The sequence below is a fragment of the Sorangium sp. KYC3313 genome (genome assembly GCF_052075895.1).
In the GTDB taxonomy this organism is placed as follows: Bacteria; Myxococcota_A; Polyangia; order Polyangiales; family Polyangiaceae; genus Sorangium; species Sorangium cellulosum_B.
Genome location: NZ_CP197255.1, coordinates 6619278 through 6633889, shown reverse-complemented (window position 1 = coordinate 6633889; position 14612 = coordinate 6619278). Strand labels below are relative to the sequence as shown.

The 14612-nt window shown below is 69.7% G+C and carries 12 protein-coding genes and 1 tRNA gene; 8 read left to right on the top strand and 5 right to left on the bottom strand.

Annotated features, from left to right (window positions below):
* Positions 1 to 73: 73 nt before the first annotated feature.
* From pilB to ACSRUE_RS25795, 6 genes are all read left to right on the top strand, one after another.
* On the top strand, positions 74 to 1774 hold the full coding sequence (gene pilB / locus ACSRUE_RS25820) for a type IV-A pilus assembly ATPase PilB (protein WP_437747881.1): 1701 nt from the start codon (positions 74 to 76) through the stop codon (positions 1772 to 1774).
* Between the two features lie 4 nt (positions 1775 to 1778).
* Entirely contained in the window at positions 1779 to 2918 is a 1140-nt protein-coding gene (locus ACSRUE_RS25815) for a type IV pilus twitching motility protein PilT (protein ID WP_441285915.1), read from the top strand.
* Between the two features lie 186 nt (positions 2919 to 3104).
* Complete coding sequence (gene lexA / locus ACSRUE_RS25810) at positions 3105 to 3797, top strand: transcriptional repressor LexA (protein ID WP_012237101.1); 693 nt, start codon at positions 3105 to 3107, stop codon at positions 3795 to 3797.
* A gap of 108 nt (positions 3798 to 3905) precedes the next feature.
* Complete coding sequence (locus ACSRUE_RS25805) at positions 3906 to 4232, top strand: DUF4398 domain-containing protein (RefSeq protein ID WP_012237102.1); 327 nt, start codon at positions 3906 to 3908, stop codon at positions 4230 to 4232.
* An 8-nt stretch (positions 4233 to 4240) separates the two neighbouring features.
* The gene (locus ACSRUE_RS25800) at positions 4241 to 5389 is read left to right on the top strand and encodes an OmpA family protein (RefSeq protein WP_441285914.1); all 1149 of its coding nucleotides are present in this window, start codon (positions 4241 to 4243) and stop codon (positions 5387 to 5389) included.
* Between the two features lie 246 nt (positions 5390 to 5635).
* Positions 5636 to 7285 (top strand): hypothetical protein, encoded by a 1650-nt coding sequence (locus ACSRUE_RS25795; RefSeq protein WP_441285913.1) that lies wholly within the window; start codon positions 5636 to 5638, stop codon positions 7283 to 7285.
* Between the two features lie 173 nt (positions 7286 to 7458).
* Here ACSRUE_RS25795 and ACSRUE_RS25790 read toward each other — a convergent pair whose 3' ends face one another.
* Positions 7459 to 7824 carry a PilZ domain-containing protein gene (locus ACSRUE_RS25790; protein WP_437766855.1) on the bottom strand — a complete coding sequence of 122 codons (366 nt, stop codon included), beginning with the start codon at positions 7822 to 7824 and terminating at the stop codon, positions 7459 to 7461.
* A gap of 300 nt (positions 7825 to 8124) precedes the next feature.
* Here ACSRUE_RS25790 and ACSRUE_RS25785 point away from each other — a divergent pair, with 300 nt between their 5' ends.
* Entirely contained in the window at positions 8125 to 9693 is a 1569-nt protein-coding gene (locus tag ACSRUE_RS25785) for a TIGR02266 family protein (RefSeq protein WP_441285912.1), read from the top strand.
* Positions 9694 to 9732: 39 nt separating this feature from the next.
* Positions 9733 to 10695 carry a hypothetical protein gene (locus ACSRUE_RS25780; protein ID WP_441285911.1) on the top strand — a complete coding sequence of 321 codons (963 nt, stop codon included), beginning with the start codon at positions 9733 to 9735 and terminating at the stop codon, positions 10693 to 10695.
* A 254-nt stretch (positions 10696 to 10949) separates the two neighbouring features.
* On the opposite strand, the gene ACSRUE_RS25775 is transcribed toward ACSRUE_RS25780, so the two are convergent.
* The 4 genes from ACSRUE_RS25775 to ACSRUE_RS25760 all read right to left on the bottom strand — a co-directional run bounded on the left by ACSRUE_RS25775 (position 10950) and on the right by ACSRUE_RS25760 (position 14590).
* A tRNA-Val gene (locus ACSRUE_RS25775) sits at positions 10950 to 11021 on the bottom strand.
* A 360-nt stretch (positions 11022 to 11381) separates the two neighbouring features.
* Entirely contained in the window at positions 11382 to 12524 is a 1143-nt protein-coding gene (locus ACSRUE_RS25770; RefSeq protein ID WP_441285910.1) for a pyridoxal phosphate-dependent aminotransferase, read from the bottom strand.
* 141 nt (positions 12525 to 12665) lie between these two features.
* The gene (locus tag ACSRUE_RS25765) at positions 12666 to 13775 is read right to left on the bottom strand and encodes an MlaD family protein (RefSeq protein ID WP_441285909.1); all 1110 of its coding nucleotides are present in this window, start codon (positions 13773 to 13775) and stop codon (positions 12666 to 12668) included.
* 35 nt (positions 13776 to 13810) lie between these two features.
* Positions 13811 to 14590, bottom strand: a complete 780-nt coding sequence (locus tag ACSRUE_RS25760) for an ABC transporter ATP-binding protein (protein WP_441285908.1) — start codon at positions 14588 to 14590, stop codon at positions 13811 to 13813.
* Positions 14591 to 14612 lie beyond the last annotated feature (22 nt).

The window sequence follows — 14612 nt, the reverse complement described above, 5'->3', positions numbered from 1 at the left end:
ACCCTTGATGCGCGCCGGCCCCAACCGCCAGCGTTGACTCCCTCCCTCGTCACCCGCAGGATTTGCGGCCTCGATGTCGACAACGAACCGCCTCGGCGAACTGCTCGTCCGCGAAAAGCTCATCAGCCTCCAGCAGCTCAGGCAAGCCCAAGAGGAGCAGCGCAAGACAGGTCAGAACCTCGGGTACGCGCTCGCCAAGCTCGGGTACATCTCCGACGGAGAGATCACGAGCTTCCTCTCGACGCAGTACCGCGTCCCGGCCGTCGCCCTCGACGAGTACGAGATCGACGCGGAGGTCTCGCGCCTCGTCTCGCGGGACGTCTGCGAGAAGCACAAGATCATCCCCATCTCCAGGTCGGGGACGGCGCTCGTCGTGGCGATGGCCGATCCGACGAACCTCCACGCGATCGACGACATCAAGTTCCTCACGGGCTTCAACGTGGAGCCCGTCGTCGCGTCCGAGACCGGCATCACGGAGGCGATCGAGCGCGCCTACAACGTCGGGCCCTCCTACGACGAGGTGCTGAGCGAGTTCGGGGAGGAGGAGGTCGGCTTCCAGGTCGAGGCCGACGACGTGAACGTCCTCGAGCTGGAGAAGGCCGCCGAGGGCGCGCCCGTGGTCCGGCTCGTCAACGCGATCCTCCTGAACGCCATCAAGAAGGGCGCGAGCGACATCCACGTCGAGCCCTACGAGAAGAAGCTCCGCGTGCGCTACCGCATCGACGGCGTGCTGATGGAGGAGATGCAGCCGCCGATCAAGCTGAAGAACGCGATCTCGAGCCGCCTCAAGATCATGAGCTCGCTCGACATCGCCGAGCGGAGGCTCCCGCAGGACGGCCGCATCAAGCTGAAGATGGGCAGGGGCCGGGAGATGGACTTCCGCGTCTCGGTGCTGCCGACGCTCTGGGGCGAGAAGATCGTCCTCCGCCTCCTCGACAAGTCGAACCTGCAGCTCGACATGGCGAAGCTCGGCTTCGATCCGAAGCCGCTCGCCGACTTCAAGTGGGCGATCGGCCAGCCGTGGGGCATGGTCCTCGTCACCGGCCCGACCGGCTCCGGCAAGACGACGACGCTCTACTCGGCGCTCTCGGAGCTCAACCAGATCGGCTCGAACATCAGCACCGCCGAGGACCCCGTCGAGTACAACCTGCACGGCATCAACCAGGTGCAGATGCACGACGACATCGGGCTGAACTTCGCGATGTCGCTGCGGTCGTTCCTCCGGCAGGACCCGGACATCATCATGGTCGGCGAGATCCGCGACTTCGAGACGGCCGAGATCGCCGTCAAGGCCGCGCTCACCGGCCACCTCGTGCTCTCGACGCTGCACACGAACGACGCGCCGTCGACGATCTCGCGCCTCCTCAACATGGGCGTGGAGCCGTTCCTCATCACCGCCAGCGTGAACCTCGTGCTGGCCCAGCGCCTCGCGCGCAAGATCTGCCCCGACTGCCGCGTCCCGCTGAAGGTCGACGCGAGGGTGCTCCTCGACTTCGGCTTCACCGAGCAGCAGGTGGCGCGCGCGGAGCTCGTCCGCGGCGCGGGCTGCAAGACCTGCAACGGCTCGGGCTACAAGGGCCGCGTCGCGCTCTACGAGGTCATGCGCTTCACCGACGCGCTGAAGGAGATGGTCCTCCAGGGCGCGTCCACGGCCGAGCTCAAGGCCGCCGCGATCAAGGGCGGGATGCTGACCCTCCGGATGAGCGGGATCGAGAAGGTGCTCGCGGGCGTCACCACGACCGAGGAGGTCGGCCGCGTGACGATGGGGGACTGAGCGCATGAGCACCGAGCTCGTCGGACAGCAGGAAGGCCTCCGGTACACGCTCCAGCAGCTCCTCCGCGCGATGGTGGAGAAGGGCGCGAGCGACATGCACATCACGAGCGGCACGCCGCCGCTCCTGCGCATCGACGGCACGGTGGTGCCGCTGAAGCTCCCGCCGCTCATGCCGAGCGACACGAAGCAGCTCTGCTACTCGGTGCTGAGCGAGGAGCAGGTGGCGACGTTCGAGCAGCGCAACGAGCTCGATCTCTCGTTCGGCATGAAGGGGCTCGCCCGCTTCCGCGCCAACATCTACATGCAGCGCGGCGCCGTCGCGGCCGCGTTCCGGCAGATCCCCTTCCGGATCATGAACTTCGACGAGCTGGGCCTGCCGCCGGTGGTGCTCGACATCACCGCCAAGCCCCGCGGCCTCGTGCTCGTGACGGGCCCGACGGGCTCGGGCAAGACGACCACGCTCGCGAGCATCATCGACAAGATCAACTCGGAGCAGCGGCTGCACATCCTCACGATCGAGGATCCGATCGAGTACCTGCACCCGCACAAGCTGTCGCTCGTGAACCAGCGCGAGATCGGCTCCGACACCGCGTCGTTCAAGGACGCCTTGCGGTACGCCCTGCGCCAGGATCCGGACGTCGTGCTCGTCGGTGAGATGCGCGATCTCGAGACCGTCGAGTCGGCGCTGACGATCGCCGAGACCGGCCACCTCGTGTTCGCCACGCTCCACACGAACTCGGCGATCTCGACGATCAACCGCATCATCGACGTCTTCCCGCCGCACCAGCAGTCGCAGGTGCGCCAGCAGCTCTCGTTCACGCTCGTCGCCGTGATGACGCAGCTCCTCCTGCCGCGCGCGAACGGCCCGGGGCGCGTCATGGCGATGGAGGTCATGATCCCGAACGCGGCGATCCGGAACCTCATCCGCGAGGACAAGCTCCACCAGATCTACTCGCAGATGCAGGTGGGCCAGGCCGGCAGCGGCATGCAGACGATGGCCCAGTCGCTCGTGTCCCTCTACCAGCGCCGGATGATCACGCTGGAGGAGGCGTTCGCGGCGGCCGCCGACGGCGAAGAGATCCGGACGATGCTCGAGCCCCGCCAGGCGGCGAGCTCACGGAACAGCGGCCCGAAGCAGCCCTGACCACAACGGCGCCCTGCCCTTCGGTTCACCCTGTACGCTCGACGCGGCTCACGGCGCGGCGCGGCGGGAAGCGGGCGGACGTGCGAGCGCCGCTGGCATCCAGAAAATCGCAGTAAAATCGAGGCCTTGTAGAGGGGCCTCCACACTTTTTTGACATCTACCCAACCGTTCAGTAGGTTCCGCCCGATGCAGGGGCTCACCGAGCGACAACAGCAGGTGCTTCACTATATCCGGCAGTCGATCAGCGAGCGCGGCTACCCGCCGACGCTGCGCGAGATCGGCGCGCATATGGGGATTCGCTCGACGAACGGGGTGAACGATCACCTCCGGGCGCTCGAACGCAAGGGCTACCTCACGCGCGAGGACATGAAGTCGCGCGCGCTCCGCCCGCGCGATCTCGACGGCGCGGGCGCCGGCGGCGGCGCCGATCTTCGCGGCGCGCTCGTGAACGGTGGGAACGACGCCCCTGCGAACGACCAGGAGGACGACCTCGTCGAGATCGCGGTCGTCGGCCGGATCGCTGCGGGCCTGCCGATCCTCGCCGAGGAGCACGTCCTCGATACGGTCCGGATCGAGCGCACGCTCGTGCGCGGCGGGCGCGAGGTGTTCGGCCTGCGCGTCACCGGCGACTCGATGATCGAGGCGGGCATCTTCAGCGGCGACTACATCTTCGTGCGCCGGCAGCTCACCGCGCAGCGCGGCGACATCGTGGTGGCGCTGATCGGCGACGAGGCGACCGTGAAGTACTTCTTCCCCGAGAAGGACTACGTGCGCTTCCAGCCGGCGAACGCGGCGATGGCGCCGATCCTGGTCCGGGCGAGCGACTTCAAGCCCGCGATGCTCCTCGGCGTGGTCGTCGGCGTCTACCGGAAGCTCTGACCTGACCTTTCCCTTGCCCGAGCCGGTTGACGCGCGCCGAGCGGCCTTGATAGCGTCGCGACGGCCGGGCAGACGGTCTTAGGTGCCCGCTCCAGAAAGAACGCGATCGTGACGACGCACGGGCGGCGATTCGGGACTTGGATTTCAGGCGCGGGCATGGTGCTCGCGGCGGCTCTCACGGGCGGCTGCGGCGGTACCCTCTACGCGTTCACCGCGAACTCGGCCTCGAGCAAGCTCGAGACGGCCGAGGCGCTCGGCGCAGAGAAGTACGCGCCGTACGAGTACTACACCGCGCGCGAGCACCTCTGGAAGGCTCGGGAAGAGGCCGCGGCCGCCGACTACGGCGACGCGATCGACTTCGCCGACGTCGCAGAGGAGTACGCGGACAAGGCGATCACCCTAGCGAAACAGGCGCACGAGGGCGCGGGTCGATGAGCATTGGAATGACGCGCCGCAGTTCCCGCCGCGCCCGTCGCGCAGGCGCCGTCGCTGTCGTGGCGATCGCCGGGTCCGCCTTGTCGTGCACGCAGGTGCCGGTCATGCGCGGCGACATCGAGGCGCTGACCACCATCGCGAAGCAGGCGGAGCGCAACGGCGCGCTCCGCTGCGCGCCGCGCGAGCTGGCGATGGCGAAGTCGCACCTGTCGTTCGCCTCGGTCGAGCTCGATCAGGGCTTCTTCGTCCGGGCCAAGGAGCACCTCGACATCGCGAAGGCGAACACGCACGCCGCGTACGACCTCTCGCCGCCGCAGAAGTGCGCCGAGCGCGGGTTCGTCGAGGAGGCGCCGCCGCCCAAGCCCGGAGACTGCGACGGCGACGGGCTGCTCGATCCGGACGACAAGAAGTGCCCGTGCGACGCCGAGACCTGGAACGGCTTCCAGGACGATGACGGCTGCCCGGACGATCCGGACACGGACGGCGACGGCCTGACGGACAGCAAGGACAGCTGCGTGCTCCTGCCCGAGGACAAGGACGGCTACCTCGACGAGGACGGCTGCCCCGAGCTCGACAACGACCTCGACACGATCCTCGACGCGAACGACAAGGACAGCACGGGCAAGAGCTGCGCGAACGACCCGGAGGATCCGGACGGCTACGAGGACGCCGACGGCTGCCCCGAGCCGGACAACGATCAGGACACCGTGGTCGATCTCGAGGACCAGTGCCCGAACGAGCCGGGCGTGGTCGGCGGCGACAAGCCGGGCTGCCCGAAGAAGCCGAGCCTTGTCATCGTCACCGAGAAGGAGATCAAGATCACGCAGCAGATCCACTTCGAGTTCGACAAGGACAAGATCCGGCCCGAGAGCTTCCCGATCCTCGACGCCGTGGTGGAGGTCCTCCAGCAGAACCCGAAGATCAAGATCGAGATCCAGGGGCACACGGACAACAAGGGCGCCGCGGCTTACAACAAGAAGCTGTCGGATCGGCGTGCGGCCTCGGTGAAGAAGTACCTGGTGGCCAAGGGCATCGACGAGGCCCGGCTGACATCGAAGGGGTACGGCATGGAGCAGCCGATCGTGCCGAACACGTCCGACCAGAACCGTGCCCTGAACCGGCGCGTGCAGTTCGTCCGCACGGAGGGCGCGCAGTAGTCCAGCCGTCGCGGGAGCACCGCCTGGCGTATCGGGGTACGGTCGCTCTCGACCGCGCAGTCCAGGGGGCCGGGCCCGGCCCCCTCCCCCTGAAAGCAAGAGCCCCTCCCCAGCACACCCTGGAGGTCTGAACCCGTGTTTTTCCGTCGTTCACGCCGCGCTCGTCTCGCGTCTGCACTGACTTCGCTGTGGGTCCTCGGCGCGCCGGCGGTCGCCGGCGCCGCCGGCGCAAAGGACGCGGAGGCGATGAAGCTGCACAACCAGGCGATGGACGATGACTACCTCTCTGTCGAGTTCGACAAGGCGGAGAAGAAGCTCAAAGACGCCCTGAAGAAGTGCGACAAGAACGCCTGCTCGAAGCCGGTGGTCGGCAAGCTGCACATCGCGCTCGGCACGGTGTACGGAGGCGGCAACAAGCTCCAGCAGGCCAAGGCCGAGTTCGTGCTGGCGCTCCAGGCCGACCCGAAGGCGGCGCTCATCGACGCGCTGACGACGACCGAGCTGGCCCAGGCGTTCAAGGAGGCCCAGAAGGAGGCGCAGGCCGCCGGGAAGGCGCCTCGCGACGGCGGCGGCAAGGCCACGAAGGCCGCGGCGGGCGACATTCCCCACACGCCGGTGGCGGAGCAGGCGGTGAACACGCCGGTGCCCGTCTATGTCGAGATCCCGGAGGAGATCGACGCGTCCAAGGCGACGGTCCGCTACAAGCCGTTCGGCTCGCCCAAGTGGAAGTCGCTCGAGATGAGGCGTATCGAGCGCGGCTTCGGGGTGGAGATCCCCTGCGAGGATGTCACGACGACCGGCGAACTCCGGTATTTCGTCATCCTGAGGGACGAGGCGGGCGATCCGGTGGGCACCGCGGGTTCGATGCAGGCGCCTCACCGGGTGCCGATCAAGAACGAGATCGAGCAGGAGCCGTCGCTGCCGGGCCAGGAGCCGCCGAAGCGGTGCGCCGCGAAGGAGGATTGCCCGCCAGGCCTGCCTGGCTGCCCCGAGGCCGGCGGCACGCGCGGGGACAAGACGTGGGGTTCGGCCTGCGAGGCGACCGAGGAGTGCCAGTCGGGGCTCGCCTGCGTGAACGGGACCTGCGAGCAGGGGAGCGACGAGGGCGGCGGGGCGTCGAAGGGCAAGGGCAAGGGCAAGGGCAACCGCAACGTGGTCGGCGTCTCCGGCCAGCTCGACCTGCTCCTGGTGCGCAGTACGGATTTCGTCTGCTCGGGCAGCGACGCCGCCTACGCCTGCTTCTATCCGGGCGGCGACGGCCGGCAGTTCTACGGCGAGCCCGTGGCTCTGGAGGGAACGAACGGGGTCAAGGGCGGCCTGAGCCTCGCTGGGTGGCGGGTGATGCTGTCGTACGATCGGCAGCTGTTCTCGGACCTGTCGCTGCTCCTCGGCGTGCGGGTCGGATTCGCGTTCGGCGGCTCGCCGTCTTCCAAGAACCGGCCGAACCTGTGGACGGACGAGGCGGGCAATGACCTGCAGAACCCGCATCTCCAGGCGCTCAGCTTCCTGCCTCTGCATGCGGAGCTCCGCGCCACGTATTTCCTCCTGGGGGATCGGATTGTCGAGAAGGGCGGGTTCCGCCCCTATGCCTTCGCCTCGCCGATCGGGCTGGCCCAGGTGAACGCCTCGGTGCCCGTGGATGTGTGCGATCGCCGCACCGAGGATGGGGATCTTCTGCGCACCAGCAGCAGCAACCGGTGTCCGGCGAACACCCGCTACGTCGAGAATCTCGATGCCTACCAGATCACCGGGCGAAACTTCTCGGCGCTGGGCGCCGGTGTGGTCTATGGCATCACCCAGAACTTCGGAGTGTCTGCCGAGATGAAGGTGATGCTGATGTGGCCAACGCTCGGCCTCGTCCTGGCCCCCACCATCAGCCCCGTGTTCGCCTTCTAGCGCCCTCTCCCGCACAGCCGAGCCCCTCCTCCTCCCCGTTCCCGCCGCAGCGCGGGGGGCGCCCGCACAGGAGACGGGCCCAGATCGGCGTTTTCGGCGCGCAGGCGTACTCACGCACGCCGAGCATCGAAAGCGCCGAGATGGGCCCGTATCCGAAGCGGGCGCCTCCCGCGCTAAAGCTCGAAGTGTTCGGTGCCGAGCAGCTGGTAGAGGCCGTAGAGGGACCCGGCGTCGTGGTGCTCGAAGCGAACGCCCGCTCGCGCCGGCCGGCCCGCCGCACCACGGCGGATCCAGGCGATACGACCGCGGAGGCTCAGCGGATCCCACAGGTTCGGGGCGGTGACCTCGAGCGTCACCGACGCCTCGGGATCCAGGAGCTCCGACGCGAGCTGGGCCTCGGACAGCTCGATGCCGGCGCCACCCAGCCCCAGATCGCGGATGCGAACGCCGTGCTCCTCGATCGACTGGCGATCGCGCAGCGTCGCCCCAAGATCGACGCGTCGCCTCGCGTGAACGCGAAAGTGGTCCCGGACAGCCATCCTGGCGCATTCTCCAGTCGACGCGAACATATCACGAGAGACGCGCGCACACGCTCGGTTCGCCATGCCCTGCGGCGCAGGGGCGCGGGCGCGGTGACGCGCGCCGGGCGAACAGCATGCTCGCCCGGTCGCCCATGGCTGCGTTCGGTAAAGCGGCCGTCACGTGTTAGCCTTTGGGCTTCGCGGCGAACCTTGGGTAACATGCGGACCACATCCGCTGGAGCGAGTCGCGAAGTAGACGGGAGTTCTACCCTGATGGCCCAGGACACACGCAAAGATCCGCGAGCAAGAGTGCTGCAGATGACCGTCCGCTACAAGAGCGCCACGGTCGACGAGTTCATCGAGCACCACTCGCATGACGTGAGCCGTGGCGGCATCTTCATCAAGACGCCGTCGCCCTTCCCCGCTGGCACGCTGCTCAAGTTCGAGATCCGTCTGCAGGACGAGCAAGCCGTGATCGCCGGCGTCGGCCGCGTCGTGTGGAAGCGCGAGCCCGCGCAGGGGAGCGACGCGCACCCGGCGGGCATGGGCGTGAAGTTCATCAAGATCGACGAGAAATCCAAGGCCGTGATCACCCGGCTCGTCGACGCGCAAGCGGGCGCCGGGTCGGCGTTCGAGGCCGGCATCACCGACCGCGGGGATCTGGGCGACGACGTGCAGGAGATCACGGCCCCGTCGGCGACCGCGAGCGCGCCGCAGGCCGAGCCCGCGGCCGCCAAGGCAGCGCAGGCGCAGGTGAAGCGGGCATCGACGATGCTGGGGCTCGGCTCGATCGGGGCGAAGGGCGACGCGGGCAAGGGCGAGGCGAAGAAGGCCGACGTCGCGGAGGGCGGCGGCTTCTTCCCGCAGACGAACCCCGAGAAGGAGATGCCGCCGCCCGACGAGCGGACGATGATGAAGCAGGCGGCCGAGCTGCTGAAGCAAGCGCTCGCCGACGCCGGCGGCTCGCTGGACGAGATCGGCCCGTCCAAGGAGCCGCTCATGGCCGCCCCGCCGAAGAAGGCCGAGCCCGCTCCGGCGCCGAAAGAGGAGCACGTCAGGCCGCTGGCCGAGCCGGCGGCGATACCGGTCCCGGCGGTCGCTCAGCTGGCGAACGAGCGGGAGGCGCGGGACGATGCGCCCGCGGCCGAGGCGAGACCAGCGAAGGCGGCCGCAGCCAGGAGGCCGGCCGAGGTCGCGGACCGGGCGCCGGCGGACGATCTGCACGGCAAGCCTGCGCGCCAGGACGTAAAGGCGGCCGACGATCAGGCGAAGGCGAAGCCAGCGGCCGCCAAGCCCAAGGAAGAGAAGGCGGCCACGGCCAAGGGCGCCCCCGCGGCCCAGGCTCCGCTCGCACAGGAAGAGGAGAGCAGCGGCACCGGGCGGCTGCTCACGATCCTGCTGGTCGCGGCGGCGCTCTGCGGCGCGCTCTGGCTCGTCTTCGGGCAGAGCGACAAGCCCGCCGCGACCCCGCCGGCCGCGCCGGAGCAGCCCGCGGCGAAGCCTGCAGCTCCGGCGGAGAAGCCTGCGGCTCCCGCGGAGAAGCCTCAGCCGACGGAGGTCGTCCCCGCAGCGACGGACAAGGCTGCGCCCGCCGCGACGGCGGCGCCCACGACGACCGCCGAAGCGCCGGCGGCGCCGGCGGCGAGCGCCACCGCGCCCCTCGGGGCGACGGCGGAGCCTGCGGCCCCGGCGACGGCCGAGCCTGCGGCCCCGGCGACGGCCGAGCCCGCGGCGCCCAAGGCGACGGCGGAGCCTGCTGCGACCCCCCCGGCGCCAGAGCCCGTGGCGCCCAAGGCGACGGCGGCGCCCGCGGCGCCCAAGCCGGCGGCGCCCAGGCCCAGGCCGGCCGCGCCGAAGCCGCCGAAGAACGACGATCCCTACGGTTGATGACCAGGCCGCGGGTCCTCCGCGGGAGAGGCAGCTGCGATGAGCGGCTCGGTGAGTCACGTCGGTGAATCAGGGCTGGGCCGCTCGAAGGCGGCCGCCACGCTGGCCGCGCTGGGCCTGCTGGCAGCGACCGGGCTCGTCTGCGGCGCGGTCGCGCTGCGCGATCCGACGGCCGTGGCGGCGCTCGAGGGGGGCGCCAGCGCCTCGCCGAGCCCTTCGCCGGCCGTCGCGCCCAGCAGCAGCGGCCGCGAGAGCAGCAGCGCGCCGGCCCCCGAGCCGGCGCCGGCGCTCGCGCCCGCGGAGCCCGAGGCCCCGGCGAAGGCGCCGCCTGCCCGCGCTCAGCCCGCGGAGCTCGAGAGCGCCCAGGCCGCGGGGAGCGCAGCGCTCGGCTCGCTCGCGCAGCGGTATCCGGAAGACCCTGCGGTCCTCCGGGCGCTCGCGGTCGCGCAGGGGCGCGAGAAGGCGATGGCGGCCGCGCTGCTCACGGCGCAGCGGCTGTTCGAGGTCGCTCCCGAGGAGGCCGGGAACGACGAGCTCAAGCAGATCATCCTGAGGGCAGCGAACGGCATCCCGGACCTCGCCCTCACGGCGTTCGATCTGATGGCCAAGCACATGGGGAGCCGCGGTCCCGACCTGCTCTACGAGGTGGTGACCGCGCCGAAGTTCGGCGATTGGCCCAGGGACCACGCGAGCACACGGCTGATGGAGAGCAGCGTGCGGCAGCTCGCGTCGCCGGCGCTGCTCGTCGCCGACGATCTGCGCCGCCTCACGGAATGCCCCACCAAGGCGATGCTCGCCAGGGCGCGCGAGGAGGGCGATGTCCGCGCGCTCCATTACATCAAGGCGCTGAGCACCCCCCAGCCATGCCGGGGCCATCGGACGCGCAAGTGCCTCAGGTGCGGCCCCCTCCAGAAGGAGCTTCGCGCGACGGCCAGCGTCATCGCGAAGCGCAAGAACGACAAGGCGGCGGCAGCGCCGCCCGCCGCGAGCGCTGCTCGCTGACCGCCTTCGTCTCGCCGGCCCCGGAGCGGCCTGTTCCCTTGCATCGCCGCTGTCGCGCCTCGACGTGACGGCGGCGACCGGCCTTCCGCCCTGCCATGCCATGCCCGCAGCGCTGCCGGCACGCATCGGGATCTCAGCACGGCCGCGTGGGCGGCTCGATGCTCCGAAGCAGCCGCTCGCGATCCGCTGGGAGCGGCACGGCCACGCAGACAGCTCGACGCGTGGAACCAGCTCACCAGGGGAGCGAATCGGGGTGGGCGCAGCAGGACTTGAACCTGCGACTTCGTCCGTGTGAAGGACGCACTCTACCGCTGAGTTATGCGCCCGATACCAGCCGGTTGTCACCCGGCCGTTTCGGAAAGACGTGGCGCTTTTAACCCAAACATCGGCGTTCGACAAGAAGAACTCGCTGGCGATGTCGAACTTCTTCGCGGCGCTTGGTCAAACCCGGAGCCGGCGGCCCGTGGGGCAGGCCCGGAACCGACGGGTCGCCGGTGAAGGCGCGTCTGGCGGCTCCGGCCAGCGAGCCGGCCACGGGGCCCGCGCGCCGGCTGCGCGGCGCCCGTGAGCGACCGGGGCACGGAGCCAGGCGGGCCGCCGCGTCCGCGCGGCGTCGCGGTCGGGCGAGCGGGGACTGGCGCCGCTGCTCTTCGAGCGCGCGCGTGGGCACCGGCGCAGCGACGCGGTCAATCGAGCGTCGCGACGGCGCGCCGAAGCGCGGCGAGGCCTGCCTCGATGTGGTCCTCATCGCAGGCATACGAGAAGCGAAGGTACCCAGGCGCGCCGAAGGGGGTGCCGGCGACCACGGCGACGTGCGCCTGCTCGAGCATCCACGTCGCCACGTCCTCGTCGCTCGCGAGCGTCGTCCCCTGGAAAGCGCGCCCGCAGAGCCCGCGCACGTCGGCGAACGCGTAAAACGCGCCTTCCGGCATCCTGCAGCGCACCCCCGGCACGGCGTTGAGCCCCTCGACCATCAGCGCGCGCCGCCGGGCGAACGCCGCGCGCATCGCGAACACCGCGTCGCGGGGCCCGTTCAGGGCGGCGACAGCGGCCGCCTGGGAGACGGCCGCCGCGTTCGTGGTGCTCTGACCCTGGACCACGTCGAGCGCCCTCGCGACCTCGGCCGGCGCGATGCTCCAGCCGATCCGCCAGCCCGTCATGGCGAAGGTCTTGCTGACCCCGTCGACGACGATCACCCGCGGCGCGAGGTCCTCCGCGAGCGCCGGGAGCGACGCGTGCTGGAACCCGTCGTAGGTGAGATCGGCATAGATCTCGTCGACGACGATCCAGCAGTCATGGCGCCGCAGCACGCCCAAGAGCGGGAGCAGGTGCTCTTCCGCATACGCCGAGCCGGTCGGGTTGGAGGGCGTGCACAGGATGATCGCCTTCACCCGCGGAGAGAGCGCGCCCTGAAGCGCGTCCGCCGTAAGGCGGAACCCCATCTCCTCGGTCGTGTCGACGATGACCGGCGTGGCGCCGACGAGGCGCACCTGCTCCGGGTAGCTCACCCAGTAGGGCGCGGGGATGACGACCTCGTCTCCCGGCTCGAAGAGCGCGGTCGCGAGGTTGAACAACGCGTGCTTCGCGCCGCAGCTCACGGTGACCTGGCTCGGCAGCGGCCGCCAGCCGCGGTGCTGCTCGGTCGCGGCGCAGATCGCCGACTTCAGCTCGGAGGTGCCGGACACGGCCGTGTAGTGGGTGGCGCCGGCGTCCAGCGCCGCCTTCGCCGCGATACGGATGTGCTCCGGCGTGTCGAAGTCAGGCTCGCCCACGCCGAAGGAGAAGACGTTGTGCCCGTCGGCGCGGAGGCGCGCGGCCCTCGCCGCCATGGCGAGCGTTGCACTGGGCGCGACGGCCGACAGACGGTCAGCGAGCTTCCTGGGCATCGAGACACTGAGGAATAAAGGGCGGCCCGAGATAACGCAAGGCGCTACCGCTCCGGCGCTTGCGCGGGCGGCTCGGATGTGCCGCTAGGGCGACGGCGTGGCGCCGCCGACCTGGACCGCGGGCTTCTGCTCGTCCTGCTTGATCGAGTAGCGCACGAGCGCGCGGAGCACGTCGTTGCGCTGCACGTTTCCGAGGAGGCTCTTCATGTCCTCGTAGATTGACGGATCGATCAGCAGGGCGCCGAGGGTCCCCTTGCCCGCCCTCATGTCGTGCACGATCGCCCGCAGATCGCCGGTCATCGCCGTCACGTTGGCGAGCGCCTCGGCGCCGTCGCCCTTGCCGCCATAGAGCGCGTCGTGCGCGAGGCTGTCGCTCTCGCGGATGCCCCGCAGCGTCATGGCGACCTCGTCCGCCGCGCTCCCGAACTGCTGAATCTGCTTCTGCGGGCCGTCGCCGTAGATGACGTCGTGCGCGAACCCCGGCCCCTCCTTGACCCGCGAGACGACCCCCCGCACCTCGCGCACCGCGCTCGCGAGCTCCGTGCTGAGACGATCGAGGCTCTGCACGGTGCGCGAGATGCGCTCGGCCTCCTCGGGATCGGTCAGGAAGCGGTGCGGGTAGCCTTCCCCCTCGGTCACCTGCTTCATCAGCGTGTTCGCCGAGGCGACCGTCTCGCGGAGGTCCCTTTGCAGCTTCTCGTCGGCGATGTTCTCCGAGACCTTCTGGATGTTGTCGAGCGTCGCCTCGGCCTTCTCGGCCATTCCGGTCACCTTCCCCATCACGTCGGTCGGCACCTCGCCGGGGATGTGGCCGCCGGGCGGCACCGAGTCCGGGCTCTGCCCCTTCGTGAGCTCCAGCATCTTGTCGCCGAGCAGGCCCTTGTTCGCGATCTGGGCGACGCTGTCCGTCTTGATCCGGCTCGCCTCGCTCTCGACGATCTCGAGCTTCACATAGATCTTGGTGTCCTTCGGATCAGGGCCGTAACCGACCGCGGCGACGTGACCGATGTCGATGCCCCCCATGCGGATGGGCGCGCCCGGCTTCAGCCCCTGGACGTCGGCGAAGTTCGTCGTGAAGCCGACGGAGGAGTCGAAGAGCCGCCGCTCGTCGCCTATCAGGAAAATGACGACGGCGGAGAGCACAAGGCCCGCCAGCACAAAGAGTCCGACCTTCAGATCGCGCGCTCTGCCCATGCAGAAGGGCATCTTGCGCGATCTCGGGGGGATCGTCACGCACCGAGAAGCGTCTGGACGTCCTCATTCACCGGAGCGGTCCCGGTAATGAAATCGGCGACATGCGGATCGGTGGACGCCCGGAACTCGTCCGGGGTGCCGGTCGCGATGACCTCGCCGCGGAAGATCATCGCCATCCGATCCGAGATCGAGAACGCGCTCTTCATGTCGTGTGTCACCACGATGCTCGTCACGTTGAGCGCCTGTTTCAGCCCCTTGATGAGGTGGTTGATGCGCTCGGTGTTGATCGGATCGAGGCCGGTCGTCGGCTCGTCGTAGAGCAGCACCTCGGGCTGCACCGCGATGGCGCGCGCGAGGCCGACGCGCTTCTTCATGCCGCCGGACAGGTCCCCCGGGCGCATCTGCTCGATGCCCGGCAGGCCGACGAGCGACAGCGCCCAGTTGACCCGATCCGCGATCTGCGCCTCGGTCATCTCGTTGCGGTAGTGCTCGTGCAGGCCGTAAGCGACGTTCTCACCGACCGAGATCGAGTCGAACAGGGCGCCGCCCTGGAAGAGCATCGCGATGCGCTGGCGCACCCCGGCGATGCGCGACTCGCTCACGCGCGTGATCTCCTCACCGTGAAACTGGATAGATCCACCATCAGCGTCGAGCAGACGGATGAGCAGCTTGAGCATGACGCTCTTGCCGACGCCCGAGCCGCCCATGATGGTGAGCGTCTCGCCCGGGTACACTTCGAGGTTCAGGTCGCGGTAGATGACCTTCGGACCGAAGGCCTTGCGCACACGCGAGAACCGGATCAGCGGCTCAGCCACGCGTTCACGCTAGCACGCCGCG

Bases quoted from the DNA above. Each gene is read 5' to 3' on its own strand.
- pilB (WP_437747881.1), top strand. From the start codon at position 74: ATGTCGACAACGAACCGCCTCGGCGAACTGCTCGTCCGCGAAAAGCTC.
- ACSRUE_RS25815 (WP_441285915.1), top strand. From the start codon at position 1,779: ATGAGCACCGAGCTCGTCGGACAGCAGGAAGGCCTCCGGTACACGCTC.
- lexA (WP_012237101.1), top strand. From the start codon at position 3,105: ATGCAGGGGCTCACCGAGCGACAACAGCAGGTGCTTCACTATATCCGG.
- ACSRUE_RS25800 (WP_441285914.1), top strand. From the start codon at position 4,241: ATGACGCGCCGCAGTTCCCGCCGCGCCCGTCGCGCAGGCGCCGTCGCT.
- ACSRUE_RS25795 (WP_441285913.1), top strand. From the start codon at position 5,636: ATGAAGCTGCACAACCAGGCGATGGACGATGACTACCTCTCTGTCGAG.
- ACSRUE_RS25790 (WP_437766855.1), bottom strand. From the start codon at position 7,824: ATGGCTGTCCGGGACCACTTTCGCGTTCACGCGAGGCGACGCGTCGAT.
- ACSRUE_RS25785 (WP_441285912.1), top strand. From the start codon at position 8,125: ATGACCGTCCGCTACAAGAGCGCCACGGTCGACGAGTTCATCGAGCAC.
- ACSRUE_RS25780 (WP_441285911.1), top strand. From the start codon at position 9,733: ATGAGCGGCTCGGTGAGTCACGTCGGTGAATCAGGGCTGGGCCGCTCG.
- ACSRUE_RS25770 (WP_441285910.1), bottom strand. From the start codon at position 12,524: ATGGCGGCGAGGGCCGCGCGCCTCCGCGCCGACGGGCACAACGTCTTC.
- ACSRUE_RS25765 (WP_441285909.1), bottom strand. From the start codon at position 13,775: ATGGGCAGAGCGCGCGATCTGAAGGTCGGACTCTTTGTGCTGGCGGGC.